General features: G+C 69.2%; 13 protein-coding genes. 8 read left to right on the top strand and 5 right to left on the bottom strand.

What is annotated here, in order from left to right:
- Window positions 1-164: 164 nt before the first annotated feature.
- Genes ACSJJU_RS12830 through ACSJJU_RS12800 form a run of 7 tightly spaced genes read left to right on the top strand, consistent with a single transcriptional unit; the run spans window position 165 to window position 8,598 of the window.
- Window positions 165-689, top strand: a complete 525-nt coding sequence (locus ACSJJU_RS12830) for a flavin reductase family protein (protein ID WP_435915951.1) — start codon at window positions 165-167, stop codon at window positions 687-689.
- Window positions 690-713: 24 nt separating this feature from the next.
- Window positions 714-2,420, top strand: coding sequence for a peptide ABC transporter substrate-binding protein (locus ACSJJU_RS12825; RefSeq protein WP_435915950.1), 1,707 nt, complete (start codon window positions 714-716; stop codon window positions 2,418-2,420).
- The gene (locus ACSJJU_RS12820; protein ID WP_435915948.1) at window positions 2,417-3,994 is read left to right on the top strand and encodes a peptide ABC transporter substrate-binding protein; all 1,578 of its coding nucleotides are present in this window, start codon (window positions 2,417-2,419) and stop codon (window positions 3,992-3,994) included. The genes ACSJJU_RS12825 and ACSJJU_RS12820 overlap by 4 nt, the downstream gene beginning before the upstream one ends.
- Before the next feature lie 5 nt (window positions 3,995-3,999).
- Window positions 4,000-4,923: an ABC transporter permease subunit gene (locus ACSJJU_RS12815; protein WP_435915947.1), complete on the top strand. Its 924-nt coding sequence runs from the start codon at window positions 4,000-4,002 to the stop codon at window positions 4,921-4,923.
- Window positions 4,920-5,777 (top strand): ABC transporter permease, encoded by an 858-nt coding sequence (locus ACSJJU_RS12810; RefSeq protein WP_435915945.1) that lies wholly within the window; start codon window positions 4,920-4,922, stop codon window positions 5,775-5,777. The genes ACSJJU_RS12815 and ACSJJU_RS12810 overlap by 4 nt, the downstream gene beginning before the upstream one ends.
- Window positions 5,778-5,781: 4 nt before the next feature.
- Complete coding sequence (locus ACSJJU_RS12805; protein WP_435915943.1) at window positions 5,782-7,386, top strand: dipeptide ABC transporter ATP-binding protein; 1,605 nt, start codon at window positions 5,782-5,784, stop codon at window positions 7,384-7,386.
- 24 nt (window positions 7,387-7,410) lie between these two features.
- Window positions 7,411-8,598, top strand: a complete 1,188-nt coding sequence (locus ACSJJU_RS12800; RefSeq protein ID WP_435915942.1) for an acetyl-CoA C-acyltransferase — start codon at window positions 7,411-7,413, stop codon at window positions 8,596-8,598.
- Window positions 8,599-8,715: 117 nt separating this feature from the next.
- Here the strand turns inward: ACSJJU_RS12800 and ACSJJU_RS12795 are convergent, their stop codons facing one another.
- From ACSJJU_RS12795 to ACSJJU_RS12775, 5 genes are all read right to left on the bottom strand, one after another.
- A complete protein-coding gene (locus tag ACSJJU_RS12795) occupies window positions 8,716-9,897 on the bottom strand; it encodes a hypothetical protein (RefSeq protein WP_435915941.1) in 1,182 nt (393 codons plus the stop codon).
- Between the two features lie 123 nt (window positions 9,898-10,020).
- Window positions 10,021-12,780 carry a DNA polymerase I gene (polA, locus tag ACSJJU_RS12790; RefSeq protein ID WP_435915940.1) on the bottom strand — a complete coding sequence of 920 codons (2,760 nt, stop codon included), beginning with the start codon at window positions 12,778-12,780 and terminating at the stop codon, window positions 10,021-10,023.
- A 140-nt stretch (window positions 12,781-12,920) separates the two neighbouring features.
- Entirely contained in the window at window positions 12,921-13,475 is a 555-nt protein-coding gene (locus ACSJJU_RS12785; RefSeq protein WP_435915938.1) for a tetratricopeptide repeat protein, read from the bottom strand.
- Window positions 13,476-13,506: 31 nt separating this feature from the next.
- A complete protein-coding gene (gene nadB / locus ACSJJU_RS12780; protein ID WP_435915937.1) occupies window positions 13,507-15,114 on the bottom strand; it encodes an L-aspartate oxidase in 1,608 nt (535 codons plus the stop codon).
- Window positions 15,104-16,057, bottom strand: coding sequence for an ABC transporter ATP-binding protein (locus tag ACSJJU_RS12775; protein ID WP_435915935.1), 954 nt, complete (start codon window positions 16,055-16,057; stop codon window positions 15,104-15,106). The genes nadB and ACSJJU_RS12775 overlap by 11 nt, the downstream gene beginning before the upstream one ends.
- Window positions 16,058-16,343: 286 nt before the next feature.
- Between ACSJJU_RS12775 and ACSJJU_RS12770 the strand changes: the two genes are divergently transcribed.
- On the top strand, window positions 16,344-16,763 hold the full coding sequence (locus ACSJJU_RS12770) for a VOC family protein (protein ID WP_435915934.1): 420 nt from the start codon (window positions 16,344-16,346) through the stop codon (window positions 16,761-16,763).
- Window positions 16,764-16,833 lie beyond the last annotated feature (70 nt).

The raw sequence follows: 16,833 nt of genomic DNA, 5'->3' as shown, positions 1-16,833 counted from the left end.
AGGCAGGCGAGGGCGAGAAAATCCATCCGGCAACAAAGATTTTCTCGTCGGCAACATGTGTGTTCCCGAAGTGATCCGGCATGGCAATTCAAGCAGGAACGGCTATGAACGGAGGAACCGCACCACCCTTGCAGAGTCCAGAGTGCAGAGACCAGGTTGAGATCATGTCAGACACGGCCGTGGCCCCCGCAAACTCCATGCCCCGCACCATTGACCCGCGCGCCTTCCGCACCGCCCTCGGCCGGTATCCGACGGGCGTTGCCGTTGTCACCGCCCTCGACGCCGCGGGCCGGCCCGTCGGCATGACCATCAACTCCTTCGCCTCGGTCAGCCTGGAGCCGCCGCTGGTGCTCTGGTCGGTGCAGAGGACCACCCCCTCGTCGGAGGCCTTTCGCAAGGCGCCCCGGTTCGCCATATGCGTGCTGGCGGCGGACCAGGAAGACATGGCACTGCGTTTCGCCCGCACGGACGAGAACAAGTTCCGCGACCTGACGGTCGAGACCGGCCTCGGCGGCCTGCCGCTGATCCCCGGCGCGCTCGCCACGTTCGAGTGCCGCACCTGGGCGGTCTACCCGGGCGGCGACCACGAGATCCTCGTGGGCGAGGTGGAACAGCTCTCCACCCGGCCGGGCGCACCCCTCGGGTTCCACGGGGGCCGTCTTCTCGCGTTCGACACGCCGCAGGACTGAGGCGTTACCGAAGGAGTACATTCCATGGCGCAGCGCGCCTCCAGGGGCCGACTGCAGGGCCGGCGACTGATCCGGGCGCTGGCGCGCGCCGCTGCGGGCGTGGGGCTCCTGCTGCTCGCCGCCTGCGGCGCAGGTCAGCCGGACGCCCCGGCGACGGGGCGCGAGCCCGGCGTGCTGGTGCGCCTCGGCAGCGACGAGGTGCAGAGCCTCGACCCGCACAAGGTCTCGACCGTGGAGGACGTGCGCGTCGCGCTCGAATTGTTCGAGGGACTGACCCGCTACGGCGCGGACGGGCAGGTGGAGCCGGGCCTTGCCGAGCACTGGACCGTCTCGGACGACGGCCTCGTGTGGCGCTTCACCCTGCGGGAGGGCCTGCGCTTCTCCGACGGCACGCCGCTCGCGGCGCAGGACGTGGTGGCGAGCTTCCGCCGCCTGATGACGCCGCAGACCGCCGCCCCCAACGCCAGCCTGTTCCAGGCCATCGACGGCGCGCCCGAAGTTGCGGGCAGAGCGGCCCCGCCCGAGCGGCTGGCGGTGCAGGCGGTTGACCCGCGCACGGTCGAGATCCGGCTGGCGCGCCCCTTCCCCGCCTTCGCCGAACTGCTCGCCCACGCCGCCGCCACCGTTCTGCCCGCCCGCCTGCTCGCCGAACACGGGGACGCCTGGGTGCGGCAGCGCCCGCTGGTGGGCTCGGGCCCGTTCCGGCTGAAGGAATGGCGGCTGCACAGCGCGCTCCGGCTGGAGCGCAACCCCCACTACCACGACGCGGCCAACGTGGCGCTTGCGGGCGTGACCTACCGGCCGGTGCAGGACGACCAGACCGCCCTGCGCCTGTTCCGCGCCGGCAGCGCCGACGTGCTCACCGATTTTCCCGCGCGCGACCTGCCGCTGCTGCGGCGCGAGGTGCCGGACGCCGTCCGCATCGCGCCCTACCGGGGCAGCTACTACTTCGCCTTCAACACCCGCCGCCCGCCGTTTGACGACGTGCGGGTGCGCCGCGCCCTCGCCATGACGGTGGACCGGGACATCCTGGTGGACAAGGTGATCGGTCTCGGCCAGCCCGTGGCCTGGGGCGTGGTGCCGCCCGGCCTTGCCGGATACGGCCCCGCCGTCCTGCCCTCCTATGCCCGCTGGCCCCGGCCCAGGCGCCTCGCCGAGGCGCAGCGTCTGCTCGGCGCGGCGGGCTACGGCCCCGATCGCCCGCTGGTGTTCGAAATCCGTTTCAACACGGACGTGGAGCACCGGCGCGTCGCCCTGGCGGTCAGCCAGATGTGGAAGCCGCTCGGCGTTATCGCCAGACTTGCCAATACGGAAGCGGCGGTGCACTTTTCGTCGCTCAAATCAGGTGATTTCACCATGGCGCGATCAGGCTGGATTGCCGACTATGCGGGGGCGGAAAATTTTCTCTCGATTTTCCTGTCGGATGCCGGCGCGCTCAACTATCCGGGGTATGCCAATCCCCGCTATGACGCGGCCGTGAAAGCCGCCCTCGCCGAAGCCGATCCGGCGGCCCGCACCCGCGCGCTGCGCGCGGCCGAGGCCATGCTGGTGGAAGACGTGCCCGTGCTGCCGCTTTACCATTACGTCTCCAAATCGCTGGTCGGCCCGGCCGTCGAGGGCTGGGTGGACAACCTCGCCAACGTGCACCCCTCGCGCACGCTGCGCCTGAAGCCCGCCGGAGCGGGCCCTGCCAACGCGTCTGCCGCCGCTTCCCGGGAGGCGCGGTCATGATGCTGCGGCGTCTCCTTCTCGCCCTGCTGGCGGTGGCGGTGCTGGCCGGATGCCGCGGCAAGCCGTCCGAGACGGAACAGGAGCACAACCTGCGGGTCACCGTGCTCGGCGTCCTCTCGACGACCGATCCGCATCAGGCCGAGACCACGCCGGAGCGGATTCTCGCGGGCGAGACCCATCTGGGGCTGGTGACTGTCGATCCCTCCGGCCAGATCGTGCCGGGCCTCGCCGAGAGCTGGTGGGTGAGCGAGGACGGCCTCAGCTACATCTTCCGCCTGCGCACGGTGCAGTGGGCCGACGGCAAGCCGCTGACGCCGGAGGACGTGGTCGCCTCCTTCCGCCGTATGCTCTCGCCCCAGACCCGGCATCCGCTGGCCAAGTGGCTGGCGCGCATCCGCAACGGGGAAGCGGTGCTCCAGAAGCGCATGCCCGCCCGCGAACTGGGCGTGCGCGCGCTGACCGACACGGTGGTGGAGATCACCCTCGAACAGCCCCAGCCCGCCTTCCTGGCGCTGCTCGCCGAGCCGTCCGTCGCCATCGTCCGGCAGGTGAAAAACCAGAACCAGACCACCCTGCTCGGCCTTGGGCCCTATCGCATCGAAACCCAGACCGACCAGCACCTCACCCTGCTGGCCAACGAGCAGACCGTGCTCGGCGCGCGCCCGGCCTATGGCCGCCTCGTCATTGACGCCGTAACCGATCCGCTGGACGCCATCCGGCGCTTCCGCGAGAAGCAGACGGACGTGGTGATGGGCGGCGCGACCAGCGGCCTCGCCGAGGCGCGGTCCGTGCCGAACCCGGCCACGGTCCGCCTGGAGCCGACGTTCGGCGTCTATGGCTACGTGATCCAGACCGCCAAGGGGCCGCTGGCGGACGTGGGCCTGCGGCGCGCGCTCAACATGACGATCGACCGCGCCGGGCTGTCCCGCCAGATGTTCAACATTCCGGCCATGGTGCCGGTCGAGGGCCTGGTACCGCCCGGCTTCAGCGGCTACGGCGAGCCCGCCCTGCCCTCCTGGGCCTACTGGTCGATGGAGCAGCGGCTGACCGAAGCCCGCCGCCTCGTCACGGAGGCCGGATACGGGCCGGACAAGCCGCTCAGGATGACCGTGCTGCTGCCGCCCGCGCCGGAGCACCAGAAGATTCTCGCCGTGCTCGCCAATGGCTGGGCGCCGCTGGGCGTCGAGGTGGCGGCAACCGTCGCCCCGGTGACCACCTACGAGACCATGGCGAAGTCGGGCGACTTCGACCTGACGCTGCGCCCGCTGATGCTGCCGATCGACCAGCCCGCCGTTTTCCTCGCCCCCTACCAGTGCGACGCGCCGGAGAACGTGGGCGGCTTCTGCGTGCCGGAAGCGGACCAGCTGATGCGGGACGCCAGCAGCGCCGACGACCCCGCCGCCCGCACCGAGCTGCTGAAATCCGCCGAGCAGCTGCTGGTGGAGGAAGCGCCGTCCATTCCGCTGTTCGTGCCGGTGCGCTGGTCACTGGTGAGCGAGACCGTGAGCGGCTGGACCGACAACGCCGCGGGCCGGCATCCGCTGGCCGCCCTGAAGCCGCAGACAAAACGCTGACCTCTATGTTCCGACTGATTTGTGGCCGCCTCCTGGGGGCCATTCCGACTCTGATGGCCATTGTCCTGCTGGGCTTTGTGCTGATGCGGCTGGCGCCCGGCGGCCCGTTCGACGCCGAGCGGGCCCTGCCGCCGGAAGTGGAGGCGCAGCTGCGCGCCCAGTATGATCTGGACGCGCCGCTGCACGAACAGCTCGCGCGCTATCTCGCCGACCTTGCCCGGTTCGACCTCGGCCCCTCGTTCAAGTACAAGGACTTCACCGTTGCCGAGCTGATCCGCGACGGCGCGGGCGTCAGCGCCGCGCTCGGCGGCGCGGCCCTGGTGCTGGCGGCCGCGCTCGGCCTCACCCTCGGCTGCGCGGCGGCGCTGAAGCGCGGCTCGCGCTTCGATGCGGCCGTGATGACGCTGGCGGTGAGCGGGCAGGTCATCCCCACCTTCGTCATGGGGCCGATCCTCGCCCTTGTCTTTGGCCTGTGGCTGCGCTGGCTGCCGCTGGCCGGATGGGGCGGCGGCCGGCCCGCCTTCCTGATCCTGCCGGTCATCACCCTCGCCCTGCCCTATGTGGCGGCCATCGCCCGCCTGATGCGGGCCAGCCTGATCGAGACCATGAACGAGAGCTACATCCGCACCGCCCGGGCGAAAGGCGCGTCGCCCGTGCGCATCCTCCTGCGCCACGCCCTGCCGCCCGCCCTCCTGCCGGTGGTGAGCTACCTCGGCCCGGCGGCGGCGGGCCTGCTCACCGGCTCGGTGGTGGTGGAGACCATCTTCGGTCTGCCCGGCATCGGCCGCTATTTCGTGCAGGGCGCGATCAACCGGGACTACACCCTCGTGCTCGGCGTGGTGATGCTCTACGGCGGCCTCATCGTCGTCTTCAACCTGGCCACCGACCTGATCTACGGCTGGCTCGACCCCAGGGTGCGGCGGTCATGAGCGGGGCGGCGTTTTCGGCCACCGGGCGGATCGGCTGGCGGCAACGGCTGCAGCGGCATCGCGGCGCGCGGGCGGGCGGCGCGGTCCTGCTGCTGATGGCGGCGCTGGCGATCCTCGGCCCGCTGCTCTCCCCCCACGGCGCGGACGTGGTGAACTGGGACGCCATCGAGCAGGCGCCCTCCGCCGCCTACCTCTTCGGCACCGACAGCGTGGGGCGCGACCTGTTCGGCCGCCTGATGCTGGCCACCGGCATCTCGCTGGCGCTCGGGCTGCTGGCCACGGTGGTCAGCGTGGTCATCGGCATCGGCTGGGGCGCGGTCGCGGGACTGGCGGGCGGCCGGGTGGACGCCCTGATGATGCGGATTGTCGATGTGCTCTACGCCATGCCGTTCCTGTTCTTCGTCATCGTGCTGATGGCGGTGTTCGGGCGCAGTCTGTGGCTGATCTTCATCGGCGTCGGCGCGGTGGAATGGCTGACGCTGGCGCGGATCGTGCGCGGGCAGACGCTGCTGCTCAAGAACCAGCCGTTCGCCGAGGCGGCGCGGGCCTGCGGGGCGGGGCCGTTGCGCCTGCTCACCCGCCATATCGTCCCCAACCTGCTGGGGCTGGTGGCCGTCTATGCCACCCTCACCGTGCCGCAGGTGATCCTTGTCGAGAGTTTCCTCAGCTTCCTCGGGCTCGGCGTGCAGGAGCCGCTGACCTCCCTCGGCGTCCTCGTGAAGGAGGGCGTCGAGACGCTGGAGACCGCCCCGTGGCTGATCCTCATTCCCTCCCTCTGGCTGGCGGCCCTGCTCCTTGCCCTCAACCTGGTGGGGGACGCCCTGCGCGACGCCTTCGACCCGAAAGACCGGTAACCCTGTGTCCCTGCTTGAAATCGACACTCTCCGCGTCACCTTCGACACCCCGGCCGGACCGGTGGAGGCGGTGCGCGGCATCAGCCTCACCCTCGCGGAGGGCGAGGCGCTCGCCATCGTCGGCGAAAGCGGCTCGGGCAAGAGCCAGACCCTGCTCGCCGCCTTCGGCCTCCTCGCCCGCAACGGACGGACGGAAGGCTCGGTGCGTTTTGACGGGCAGGAGCTGATCGGCCTGCCGCCGCACGAGATGCGGCAACGGCTGGGGCGGGACATCGGGTTCGTGTTTCAGGACCCGCTGAGTTCGCTCACGCCCCACATCCCCATCGGCGACCAGGTGGGCGAGGCCCTCAGGATTCACGAAAGGCTCTCCCGCCGGGAGGCGCGGGACCGGGCCATCGACCTGCTCGCCCGCATGAAGCTGCCCGATGCGGCGGAGATCGCCCGGCGCTACCCGCACCAGCTCTCGGGCGGACAGCGGCAGCGCGCCATGATCGCCGCCGCGCTCGCCACCCGGCCGAAACTGCTGATCGCCGACGAGCCCACCACCGCGCTCGACGTGACGGTGCAGGCGGAGATCCTCCACCTGCTCGCCGACCTGCGCCGGGAGTACGGCATGGCGCTGGCCTTCGTGACCCATGACCTGGCCGTCGCCGCGCAGGTGGCCGATCGGATCGCCGTGCTCCAGCACGGCCGGATCGTCGAAAGCGGAGAAACCCGGACGCTGCTCGCCGCGCCGCGGCACCCCTACACCCGCCTGCTCGCCGAAGCAGCGACCCTGCCCGCCGCACCGGCCTATACCCCGCGCCCGGCGGCCCGTCCGCTGCTGGCCGCGCGCGGCCTGCGGGTGGACTACACCCAGCCCAGGGGGCTGTTCGGCCGGGAGACCCGCTGCGCCCTCGACGACGCCAGCCTCACCGTCTACCCCGGCGAGGCCATCGGCATCGTGGGCGAGAGCGGCTCGGGCAAATCCACGCTCATCCGCGCCCTCCTCGGCCTCGTGACGCCATCGGCCGGGGCCATCGAATGGGACGGCCGCCCGCTGCACGCACCCTATCCCCGCCCGCTGCGGCGGGAGATGCAGATCGTCCATCAGGACCCCTTCGGCGCGCTCGACCCGCGCATGACCGTGGGCGCCTCCATCGACGAGCCGCTGTCGATCCACCGCCGCGACCTGTCGCAGCGGGGGCGCAAGGCGCTGGTGGCGGCGTGGCTCCACCGGGTCGGCCTCTCCCCGCAGCTGGCGGACCGCTACCCCCACGAGCTGTCGGGCGGCCAGAACCAGCGGGTGAACATCGCCCGGGCGTTCATCTCCCAGCCGCGCCTTGTGGCCTGCGACGAGGCCGTGAGCGCGCTCGATGCCCAGACCAAATCGGAAATCCTCGACCTGCTGGCGGACCTGCAACGGGAAACCGGGGTCGCCCTGCTGTTCGTCACCCACGATTTTCACGCGGTTGCCCGACTCTGCTCCCGGACGATCGTTTTGCACCGCAGCAAAATAGTTGACGCGGGCGAGACCTCGTCGCTTATGTCTAGGGCAGGACACCCCACAACGGGGGATTTGATCGCCGCCATACCCCGGCTGCCAGCCTGGGAGCGGCATCCTGCATAGCCGAAGAATGAGGGAGAGAGTGCAATGACTGCGGATCCCATAGTGATCGTCAGCGCCAAGCGCACGCCGATGGGCGGGTTTCAGGGCGAGCTGTCGAGCGTGAAGTCGGCGGAGCTGGGCGCTGTTGCGATCCGGGCCGCTGTGGCTGAGGCGGGCATTTCGCCGGAGGACATCGATCAGGGCATCATGGGCTGCGTGCTGCAGGCGGGTCAGGGCCAGGCCCCGGCCCGGCAGGCGGTGCGCTATGCCGGCCTGCCGGACTCGGTGGCCTGCACCACCGTCAACAAGATGTGCGGCTCCGGCATGAAGGCGGTGATGGACGCCCACGACATCCTTGCCGTGGGCTCGGCGGACATCATCGTCGCGGGCGGCATGGAGAGCATGACCAACGCGCCCTACCTGCTGCCCAAGGCGCGCGGCGGTATGCGGATCGGGCACGGGGAGGTGCTCGACCACATGATGCTCGACGGCCTTGAGGACGCCTACCAGCGCGGCCGGGCCATGGGCGTGTTCGCCGAGGCGACGGCGCAGAAATACCAGTTCACCCGCGAAGCGCAGGACGAATACGCCGTCCGCAGCGTGACCCGCGCCCAGAACGCCATCAACGGCGGCCTGTTCGACGCGGAAATCGTGCCGGTGACAGTGAAGGCCCGCAGCGGCGACGTGGAGGTCACCAAGGACGAGCAGCCGCTGAAGGCCAGGCTCGACAAGATCCCGCAGCTGCGCCCCGCCTTCGCCAAGGACGGCACGGTGACCGCCGCCAGCTCCTCCTCCATCTCCGACGGCGCGGCGGCGCTCATCCTGATGCGCGAGTCGACCGCCCGGGAGCGCGGCCTGACGCCGCTGGCCCGCATTGCCGGCCACGCCTCCCACGCCCAGGCGCCGGAGTGGTTCACCACCGCGCCGGTGGGCGCCATCGAGAAGCTGCTGAAGCGCACCGGCTGGTCCCGGAACGACGTGGACCTGTTCGAGATCAACGAAGCCTTCGCCGTGGTGGCCATGGCGGCCATCCAGGATCTGGGCCTCGATCCCGAAACCGTGAACGTCCACGGCGGCGCCTGCGCCCTCGGCCACCCGATCGGCGCATCGGGCGCACGCATCATCGTCACCCTGCTGTCAGCCCTGCAGCGCTACAATAAAACGAAGGGCGTGGCGTCCCTGTGCATCGGCGGCGGCGAAGCCACGGCCATCGCCATCGAGCGGCTGAACTGAGACGCCCGACAGCAGCATTGATCATCCAGAGGCCGCGACGCTGTTCTTGCCCGGCAGCGTCGCGGCTTTGCTTTTGCCGGACGCCGGTGAAGAAAAGGCGGTGCGCGCCGCGCGGGCTCAGCCGATGTCCGGCTTGGGCGTCGCCTTGTAGAGCGGAATGCGGTCCAGCTCCTCATCGATCTGTGCGATCATCTGGCGGTAGCGCTCGTCGTTGATGCTGACGTACTGCTCCTCGAACGCCTTGTAGGACAGGCCCTCGCGCAGCCTCCTGAGCGCAGCGACAGGCAGAAGCCGCTCGTCGCCCACATAGGCAAGGCCGTACTGAACCTCCCGCAGAAGCGAGAGATCGCCATTGGCGGCCATACCGAGGCGCAGGCCCGCCCGGTCCGCCATCAGGTCGACGAAGGAGAAGCCGGTGCCGCCGCTGGCGGCGCTGTCGCTCAGCTCCTTCCACTCGCCCGCCGCGCGGGAGAAGCGGTCCGCGAACAGGATGGAGAGCGCCGCCGACAGGGAGAAGTGCTTGGGCAGGTCCGTGCGCCCGGCCAGCGTGAACAGGGACGGCTCGGGCACGCAGGGCGCATCGAAGGGCGCCACCATCCGCGCCAGGTTCTTGGCGTCCGGCCCGAGGGTAATCATGCTCAGCGCCACCAGCGCCGCCCGCGTCTCGGCTGCCGGGTCGCGCCGCTCGCTGCGCTGGACGACGATGCGGAAGGTGGTGTTGACGAAGGTGGCGAACGACTTGGCCCCGACGCCCGAGCGCAGGTCCCGGTCCAGCAGGGAGTTGTAGTAGAAGCGCACCAGCGCCGGATCGACCGAGGTGCTGAAATGCGGGGCCATGGCCTTGAGCCCCTCGAACAGCTCCGGGTCCGGCTGGATGTTGACCACCGCCTGCCCCGGCCTGGACACCACAAAGCGGGTGATGAAGCGATCAAGCCGGGCCTCGGGCGTCGGCGGCAGGTCGAGCGCGGTCACGCTGCGGTTGAGCAGCCAGCGGGTGACCTTGCTCGGCACCCGCACCGAGCCGATGCGCAGCGCCAGCGGCGGAAAGCCGTTCCGGCTCTCGCGCACATGGGCCGACAGGTTGAGATAGCCCTTCTGGCCAAGGTCGATGGTGATATCGGCAACGGCGCCGTTCTTCCCGATCTCGAACCGGGGGCGGATGGTGCCGACGCCATGGTTGACGAGGCGCTCCAGCGCATCCAGCTGCACCTGGGTGACGGTGACGGCGTGGTTGCGGCTGGGGTCCTGCAAGGCGTCGAGCAGGTCGCTGGCGAGCTGGTGGGCGTGCACGGAATCCATGGGATTCGGGTCGGGCGACGGCCCGACCCGCGGTTCGCTGCTGACCACTGCGGCCGTAAGGAAACCCAGAACCGCCAAAGCAACCAGCGGCAGACGAAAAAGCCAGCGCATCCAATCTGCCTCTTAGTGAGCCGCTCCCCAGGTTGCCCCCTGCCCCGCTTCCACGACCAATGGCACAGACAAGCGCACCGCAGGCTCGGCGGCCCCCGACATGACCTGCCGGATGACGGTGCATGCGGCCTCCGCCAGCGACTGCGGCGATTCAAACACAAGTTCGTCGTGCACCTGAAGCAGCATGCGGACCGGATCAAGCCCCGCTGCGTTGAGTGCTGGCTGCATTCGGATCATCGCCCGGCGGATGATGTCGGCCGCCGTGCCCTGAATGGGGGCGTTGATCGCCTGCCGCTCCGCGAAGTTGCGCTGGCTGGGGTTCTTGTCGTTGATGGTGGAGATGTAGGTGCGCCGCCCGAACAGCGTCTCCACGTAGCCATGCTGCCGGCAGAACTGGATGGTTGCATCCATATAGTCCCGGATGCCGGGGAAGCGCTCGAAGTAGCGGTCGATGAAGCCCTGCGCCTCGGTGCGCGACACCCCCAGCTGGCGGGCAAGGCCAAAGGCCGAGATGCCGTAGATGATGCCGAAGTTGATGGCCTTGGCGGAGCGGCGGACCATCGGGTCCATGCCCTCGACCGGCACGCCGAACACCTCCGAGGCGGTCATGGCGTGAATGTCGATGCCGTCGGCGAAGGCCTGTTTGAGCTGCGGGATGTCGGCAATGTGCGCGAGCAGGCGCAGCTCGATCTGGCTGTAGTCCGCCGAAATCAGCACCGCCCCCTCCGGCGCGACGAAGGCATGGCGCAGCTTGCGGCCTTCCTCGGTGCGCACCGGGATGTTCTGGAGGTTGGGATCGGTGGACGACAGCCGGCCCGTCGAGGTGGCGGCCATCGCAAAGCTGGTGTGGACCCGCCCCGTCTCCGGGTTGATCTGGGTTTGCAGGGCGTCGGTGTAGGTGCTCTTGAGCTTGGCGAGCTGGCGCCAGTCCAGCACCTTTTGGGCCAGGACAACGCCCTGACCGGCCAGCGTCTCCAGCACGTCGGCGTCGGTCGAATAGGCCCCGGTCTTGCCCTTCTTGCCGCCCTTCAGCCCCATGCGCTCGAACAGGATCTCGCCCAGCTGCTTGGGGGAGCCCACGTTGAAGGGGCCGCCGGCCAGTTCGTGGATCTCCGCCTCCAGCGCGGCCATGCGCTGGGCGAAGTCGCCCGACAGGCGGGAGAGGGTCTGGCGGTCCACCAGCACGCCCGCGCGCTCCATCTCCACCAGCACCGGCACCAGCGGCCGCTCCAGCGTCTCGTAGACGCTCGCCATGCCCTCCCGCGCCAGACGCGGCTTGAGGGTGCAGTGCAGGCACCAGGTCACGTCCGCATCCTCGGCGGCGTACTGGGTGGCCTTGTCCAGCGGCACCTCGGCAAAGCCGATCTGGCCTTTGCCGGTGCCGCACACGTCCGTGTACTTGATGGTGGTGTGGCCGAGGTGGAGGTTCGCCAGCACGTCCATGCCGTGGCTGTTGCGCCCGTTGTCCAGCGCATAGGACAGCAGCATGGTGTCGTCGAACGGCGTGATGTCCAGCCCCAGACGGCGCAGCACCAGGAGGTCGTACTTCAGATTCTGCCCCACCTTGAGGACGGAGGGGTCCGTCAGCAGTGGCTTCAGCTTCGCCAGCACCGTCTCGCGCGGCAACTGGGCGGGCCGCTCCGCCAGCAGGCCGCCGCCCGCCGAGACATGGCCGACGGGGATGTAGCAGGCCTTGCCCGGCGCGATGGCGAGGCTGACGCCCACCAGTTCGGCCTTCATGGCGTCCAGCGAGGTGGTCTCCGTATCGACCGCCACCAGCCGGGCCTCGGTCGCCGCACTCACCCACCAGTCCAGCCGGTCCTCGGTGGTGACGCACTCGTAGGCGGCGGTGTCCACCTTCGCGACGACAGGCGCGGGCGCGCCGTCCTCGCCCACCTCCCGCGAGGCCAGCTTGGCCTTGAGCGAGCGGAAGCCGTGCTTGTCGAAGAAGGCGCTGAGCGGCTCGCGGGGCGGGCGCTTCATCACCAGATCGTCCAGCGGCATCGGCAGCGGCAGGCTGTCGTTGAGCGTCACCAGCTGCTTCGAGATGCGGGCCAGATCCGCGTACTGGATCAGGTTCTCACGGCGCTTGGGCTGCTTGATCTCGTGGGCGCGGGAGAGCAGCGTCTCAAGGTCGCCGTACTGGTTGATCAGCTCGGCCGCGGTCTTGGGGCCGATGCCCGGCACGCCCGGCACGTTGTCGATGGAATCGCCCATCAGCGCCTGCACCTCGATCACCTTCTCGGGCGGCACGCCGAACTTCTCCAGCACCGCCTCGGGGCCAAGGTGGCGGTTGTTGAGCGTGTCCAGCAGGTCGACAAAGGGCAGGTGCAGCAGCTGCATCAGGTCCTTGTCGGACGAGACGATGGTGACATGGTAGCCCGCCTCGCACGCGGCCCGGGTGTAGCTGGCGATGAGATCGTCCGCCTCGTAGCCCTCCTGCTCGATGCAGGGCACGGAGAAGGCGCGCACGGCGTCGCGGATCAGGGCGAACTGGGGCTTCAGGTCCTCCGGCGGCTCGGGGCGGTTGGCCTTGTAGTCGGCGTAGATATCGTTGCGGAAGGTGCGCTTGGCGGCGTCGAAGATCACGGCCAGGTGGGTCGGGTTCTCCGCGTCGTTCAGATCCTCCAGCAATTTCCACAGCATGGCCGTGAAGCCGTAGACGGCGTTGACCGGCGTCCCCGAGGGGTCGGTCATGGGCGGCAGCTTGTGATAGGCGCGGAAGATGTAGCCGGAGCCGTCGACGAGATAGAGGTGCTTCTGGGTGCTCATGGGGCGCAACTTAGCGGTGCTTCAGGGCGTTGACTACACTTGTGCCGGAAGAACCGCCCGCTTTAGCCGTGCCGCCCGCACAATCCGTCAGATCGGGCAGGCCGAAAGCCGCCGGGAGGACAGACTGCCAGCGCATCCGGTCAGTTCGCCAGCGGCTTGTGTTCGGACAGGTCTTCCAGCAGCGCCGCTGCGCCCACCAGATGGGGGTTGATCTGCGCCGCCGCCCGGAACGCCGCCGCCGCCGCCTCCGGTTCGCCGTTGCGCAGGCAGATCTGCCCCAGGCCGGCCAGGGCGCCGAAATGGCGCGGCTCCAGCTCCAGCGTGCGCAGGATGTCCGCCAGCGCCAGATTGTCCTCGCCGTCGATGAAGTAGAGCGTGGCGCGCTTGTTGTAGACCTCGGGCCAGTCGGGATAGAGCTCGGCCAGCTGGTCGAGCAGGTCCTCGGCCTCGTCCAGATGGCGCAGGGCGAGCGCCCGAATCGCCGCCTCCATGCCGTTGCCGGCCGCCGAATCCTCCTCCTCGGCCCAGACCTGCCAGATGAGATCCTCCACCTCGTGGGCGGACGGGCTCGGCGCGTCCTGCTTCAGCCGGTCGAACAGCAGGTCCAGCTCCCGGGGCAGGCTCGCGTGGGGTCGGCGTGACGGCAATTCGGCCAGCAACGTCATCAGACGTTGCAGCAGGTCATGATCCAGCATGTCCCCTCGCCTCCTCCGGCCTGCGCCGGGATCAGGATTCCGCCCAGGGCTCCAGAACCGTATCCCGCGCCTCCGGCAGCAGATCGGGATAGTCCAGCGTGTAATGGAGACCGCGGCTCTCCTTTCGGGCCAGCGCCGACCGGACAATCAGATCGGCAACCGTCACCAGATTCCGCAACTCCAGCAAATCCCGCGTCACGCGGAAGTTGCCATAGTACTCCTGAATTTCGCGCCGGAGAAGCTTGACCCGGTGCTGGGCCCGCTCCAGCCGCTTGGTGGTGCGGACGATGCCCACATAGTCCCACATGAACTGGCGCAGCTCCGCCCAGTTGTGGGAGACAACGACCGCCTCGTCCGAATCCTCCACCCGGCTCTCGTCCCACGGCGCGGGGACCGGCGGCTCGGGCAGGCCGTCCATGCGGTGGCGGATGTCCTCGGCGGCGGCATGGCCGAACACCAGACATTCCAGCAGCGAGTTGGACGCCATGCGGTTGGCCCCGTGCAGGCCCGAATGGGCGGTCTCGCCGATGGCGTAGAGCCCGGTCAGATCGGTGTGGCCCGCCAGATCGATGAGCACGCCGCCGCAGGTGTAGTGGGCCGCGGGCACCACCGGGATCGGCTGGCGGGTAATGTCGATGTCCAGCTCCAGAAGCCGCCGGTAGATCGTCGGGAAGTGGGAGACGACGAAGTCCGGGTCCTTGTGGCTGATGTCGAGGTACACATGCGGCACGCCCAGCCGCTTCATCTCGTGGTCGATGGCGCGGGCGACGATGTCGCGCGGCGCCAGCTCCGCCTGGGCGTGGAAGCGGTCCATGAAGCGGGTGCCGTCCGGCAGCTTCAAGTGCGCGCCCTCGCCGCGCATGGCCTCGGTGATGAGGAAGTTCTTCACCTGCGGATGGAACAGGCAGGTGGGATGGAACTGGTTGAACTCCATGTTGGCGACGCGGCAGCCCGCCCGCCAGGCCATGGCGATGCCGTCGCCGGTCGAGCCGTCCGGGTTGGTGGAGTAGAGGTAGACCCGGCTTGCCCCGCCCGTTGCCAGCACGGTGGCGCGGGCGGTGAACCGCTCCACGTGGCTGGTCTCGCTGTTGTAAACGTAGGCGCCGTAGCAATGGCGCTCGCCGCCGCGGCCGGTGTGCCGCTCGGTGATGAGATCGACGGCAAAGCGGTTGCCGAAGAAGCGGATGTTGGGCTCGGCCAGCGCCCGGGCCATCAGCGCCTTTTGCACGGCAAAGCCGGTGGCGTCATCCACATGCACGATGCGGCGGCGGCTGTGGCCGCCCTCGCGGGTGAGGTGGAAGGGCTGGGAGGGCGTCTCGCCCGCATTGAAGGCAACGCCCAGCCGGGCGAGCTGCTCGACGGCCGCCGGCGCGCGCTCCACCACGAATTCGACCGCCGCGCGGTTGTTGAGGCCGGCCCCCGCCAGAATGGTGTCCTCGATGTGGGACTCGAAGGTGTCCCCTTCCTCCAGCACCGCCGCGATGCCGCCCTGGGCGCGGGCGGTGGACCCCGCCGCCATCTCCCCCTTGGAGAGCACCGCCACCTTGTACTGGCCTGCCAGGTCGAGCGCGAGGGTGAGGCCCGCCGCGCCCGAGCCGATCACGAGAACGTCGAACTGATACAAGTCCTCAGGCAACATGGACCGGCGCTTCCCTTTCCGACGCAGGCGATTGGGTCAGACGCAGGAAGACGTCCTCCAGATCGGCCTCCTCCGTGGTGACATCCTCGATGCCGAAGCCGCAGGTGGCAAGCGCCGCCAGCACCTGCCCCGAATTGACGCAGCGCTTGTCGTAGGTGACGGCGATGCGGCGGCTGTCCCGCAGCGTGGCGTTGAACTGCGACAGCACCGGCGGAACCTCGGTCAGCTCCCGGTCGATGGTCACCACCACCACCTTGTCGTGCGCCTGCGCCATCAGCGAGTCCTTGGTCGCGTTGGCGACCACCTCGCCCTTGTTCACAATGGCGATGCGGTCGCACAGCTCCTGCGCTTCCTCAAGGTAGTGGGTGGTCAGCACCACGGTGGTGCCCGCCGCGTGCAGCTCGCGCACATAGGCCCAGAGCTGCTGGCGCAGCTCGATGTCCACGCCCGCCGTGGGCTCGTCCAGCACCAGGATCGGCGGCGCATGGACCAGCGCCTTGGCCACCAGCAGACGCCGCTTCATGCCGCCCGACAGGGTGCGGGTGTAGGCGTGGGCCTTGTCCTCCAGCCCCAGCGCCCGCAGAATTTCCATGCTGCGGCGCTTCTCGCGGGGAATGCCGTAAAGACCCGCCTGCAACTCCAGCGTCTCGAACGGCGTGAAGAAGGCGTCGAACACCAGCTCCTGCGGAACAATGCCGATGGACAGCTTGGCGTTGCGGGGGTTGCGATCCGTGTCGAACCCCCAGATCTCGACCGACCCGGCCGTCTTGTTCACCAGCCCCGCCATGATGTTGATCATGGTGGACTTGCCCGCGCCGTTGGGCCCGAGCAAACCGAACAACGATCCCTGCGGAATCTCCAGCGACACGCCCCGCAGGGCCTGCTTGCCGTTACTGTAGGTCTTGACCAGGTTACGGATCGAAATGGCAGATACTGTCGTCATGGTGCAGACACATAACCCCTGTCGGCGCACTTGTCGAAGGTCGTGTGCGCCGCATCCGCCCGGCCGGGCAGACCCGCTCCCCGAACAGGGAGCGCAACAAAATCCCATATAATCAAATGACTTACCAAAGCCAAAGAGTTATACTGCCGCCCCGGAAACCCGACAATTCGCCCGTCAAGAACACTGCATTCGCATAAAAGGTTCGCGCAAATCACGCCGGAGGCGTTGCGCCAGGGCCAACCGTGAGGGCTCCGGCAGCCCGCACCACCAAAGGGGATCATCGCCCATGATCAGGGTTCGCGAAATCGATCATGTCGTCCTCCGGGTGAAGGATCTGGACGCCATGCTCCGGTTCTACGTCGAGGTGCTGGGCTGCCCGATCGAGCGCCGGCAGGACGAGATCGGCCTCGTGCAGCTGCGCGCCGGGCGGTCGCTCATCGATCTGGTGACGGTCGAGGGCAGGCTCGGCCGGATGGGCGGCGCGGCACCGGGCGCGGAGGGGCGCAACATGGACCACCTCTGCCTCAGGGTGGAGCCGTTCGATGCGGCCGAGATCCGCGCCTTTCTGGCCGCCCACGGGGTCGAGTCCGGCGAGCCGGCCCCGCGCTACGGAGCGGAAGGGGAAGGCCCCTCCCTCTATCTGCACGACCCGGAGGGCAACATGGTGGAACTGAAGGGGCCGCCCGACACCGGAAGCCCCGCCTGAAACCGCGCCAGAATCCGCGCCTGCAACCGCATCTGAAACCCGGGCGCGCCAGGGCGTTCATGACGCCCTG

Source organism: Pedomonas sp. V897 (assembly GCF_051304405.1).
GTDB lineage: Bacteria > Pseudomonadota > Alphaproteobacteria > Sphingomonadales > Sphingomonadaceae > Pedomonas.
The sequence above is the reverse complement of the archived record's forward strand: the minus strand, read 5'-3'. Positions and strand labels throughout refer to the sequence as shown.

Bases quoted from the DNA above. Each gene is read 5' to 3' on its own strand.
- ACSJJU_RS12830 (WP_435915951.1), top strand. From the start codon at position 165: ATGTCAGACACGGCCGTGGCCCCCGCAAACTCCATGCCCCGCACCATT.
- ACSJJU_RS12825 (WP_435915950.1), top strand. From the start codon at position 714: ATGGCGCAGCGCGCCTCCAGGGGCCGACTGCAGGGCCGGCGACTGATC.
- ACSJJU_RS12820 (WP_435915948.1), top strand. From the start codon at position 2,417: ATGATGCTGCGGCGTCTCCTTCTCGCCCTGCTGGCGGTGGCGGTGCTG.
- ACSJJU_RS12815 (WP_435915947.1), top strand. From the start codon at position 4,000: ATGTTCCGACTGATTTGTGGCCGCCTCCTGGGGGCCATTCCGACTCTG.
- ACSJJU_RS12810 (WP_435915945.1), top strand. From the start codon at position 4,920: ATGAGCGGGGCGGCGTTTTCGGCCACCGGGCGGATCGGCTGGCGGCAA.
- ACSJJU_RS12800 (WP_435915942.1), top strand. From the start codon at position 7,411: ATGACTGCGGATCCCATAGTGATCGTCAGCGCCAAGCGCACGCCGATG.
- ACSJJU_RS12795 (WP_435915941.1), bottom strand. From the start codon at position 9,897: ATGGATTCCGTGCACGCCCACCAGCTCGCCAGCGACCTGCTCGACGCC.
- polA (WP_435915940.1), bottom strand. From the start codon at position 12,780: ATGAGCACCCAGAAGCACCTCTATCTCGTCGACGGCTCCGGCTACATC.
- ACSJJU_RS12785 (WP_435915938.1), bottom strand. From the start codon at position 13,475: ATGCTGGATCATGACCTGCTGCAACGTCTGATGACGTTGCTGGCCGAA.
- nadB (WP_435915937.1), bottom strand. From the start codon at position 15,114: ATGTTGCCTGAGGACTTGTATCAGTTCGACGTTCTCGTGATCGGCTCG.
- ACSJJU_RS12775 (WP_435915935.1), bottom strand. From the start codon at position 16,057: ATGACGACAGTATCTGCCATTTCGATCCGTAACCTGGTCAAGACCTAC.
- ACSJJU_RS12770 (WP_435915934.1), top strand. From the start codon at position 16,344: ATGATCAGGGTTCGCGAAATCGATCATGTCGTCCTCCGGGTGAAGGAT.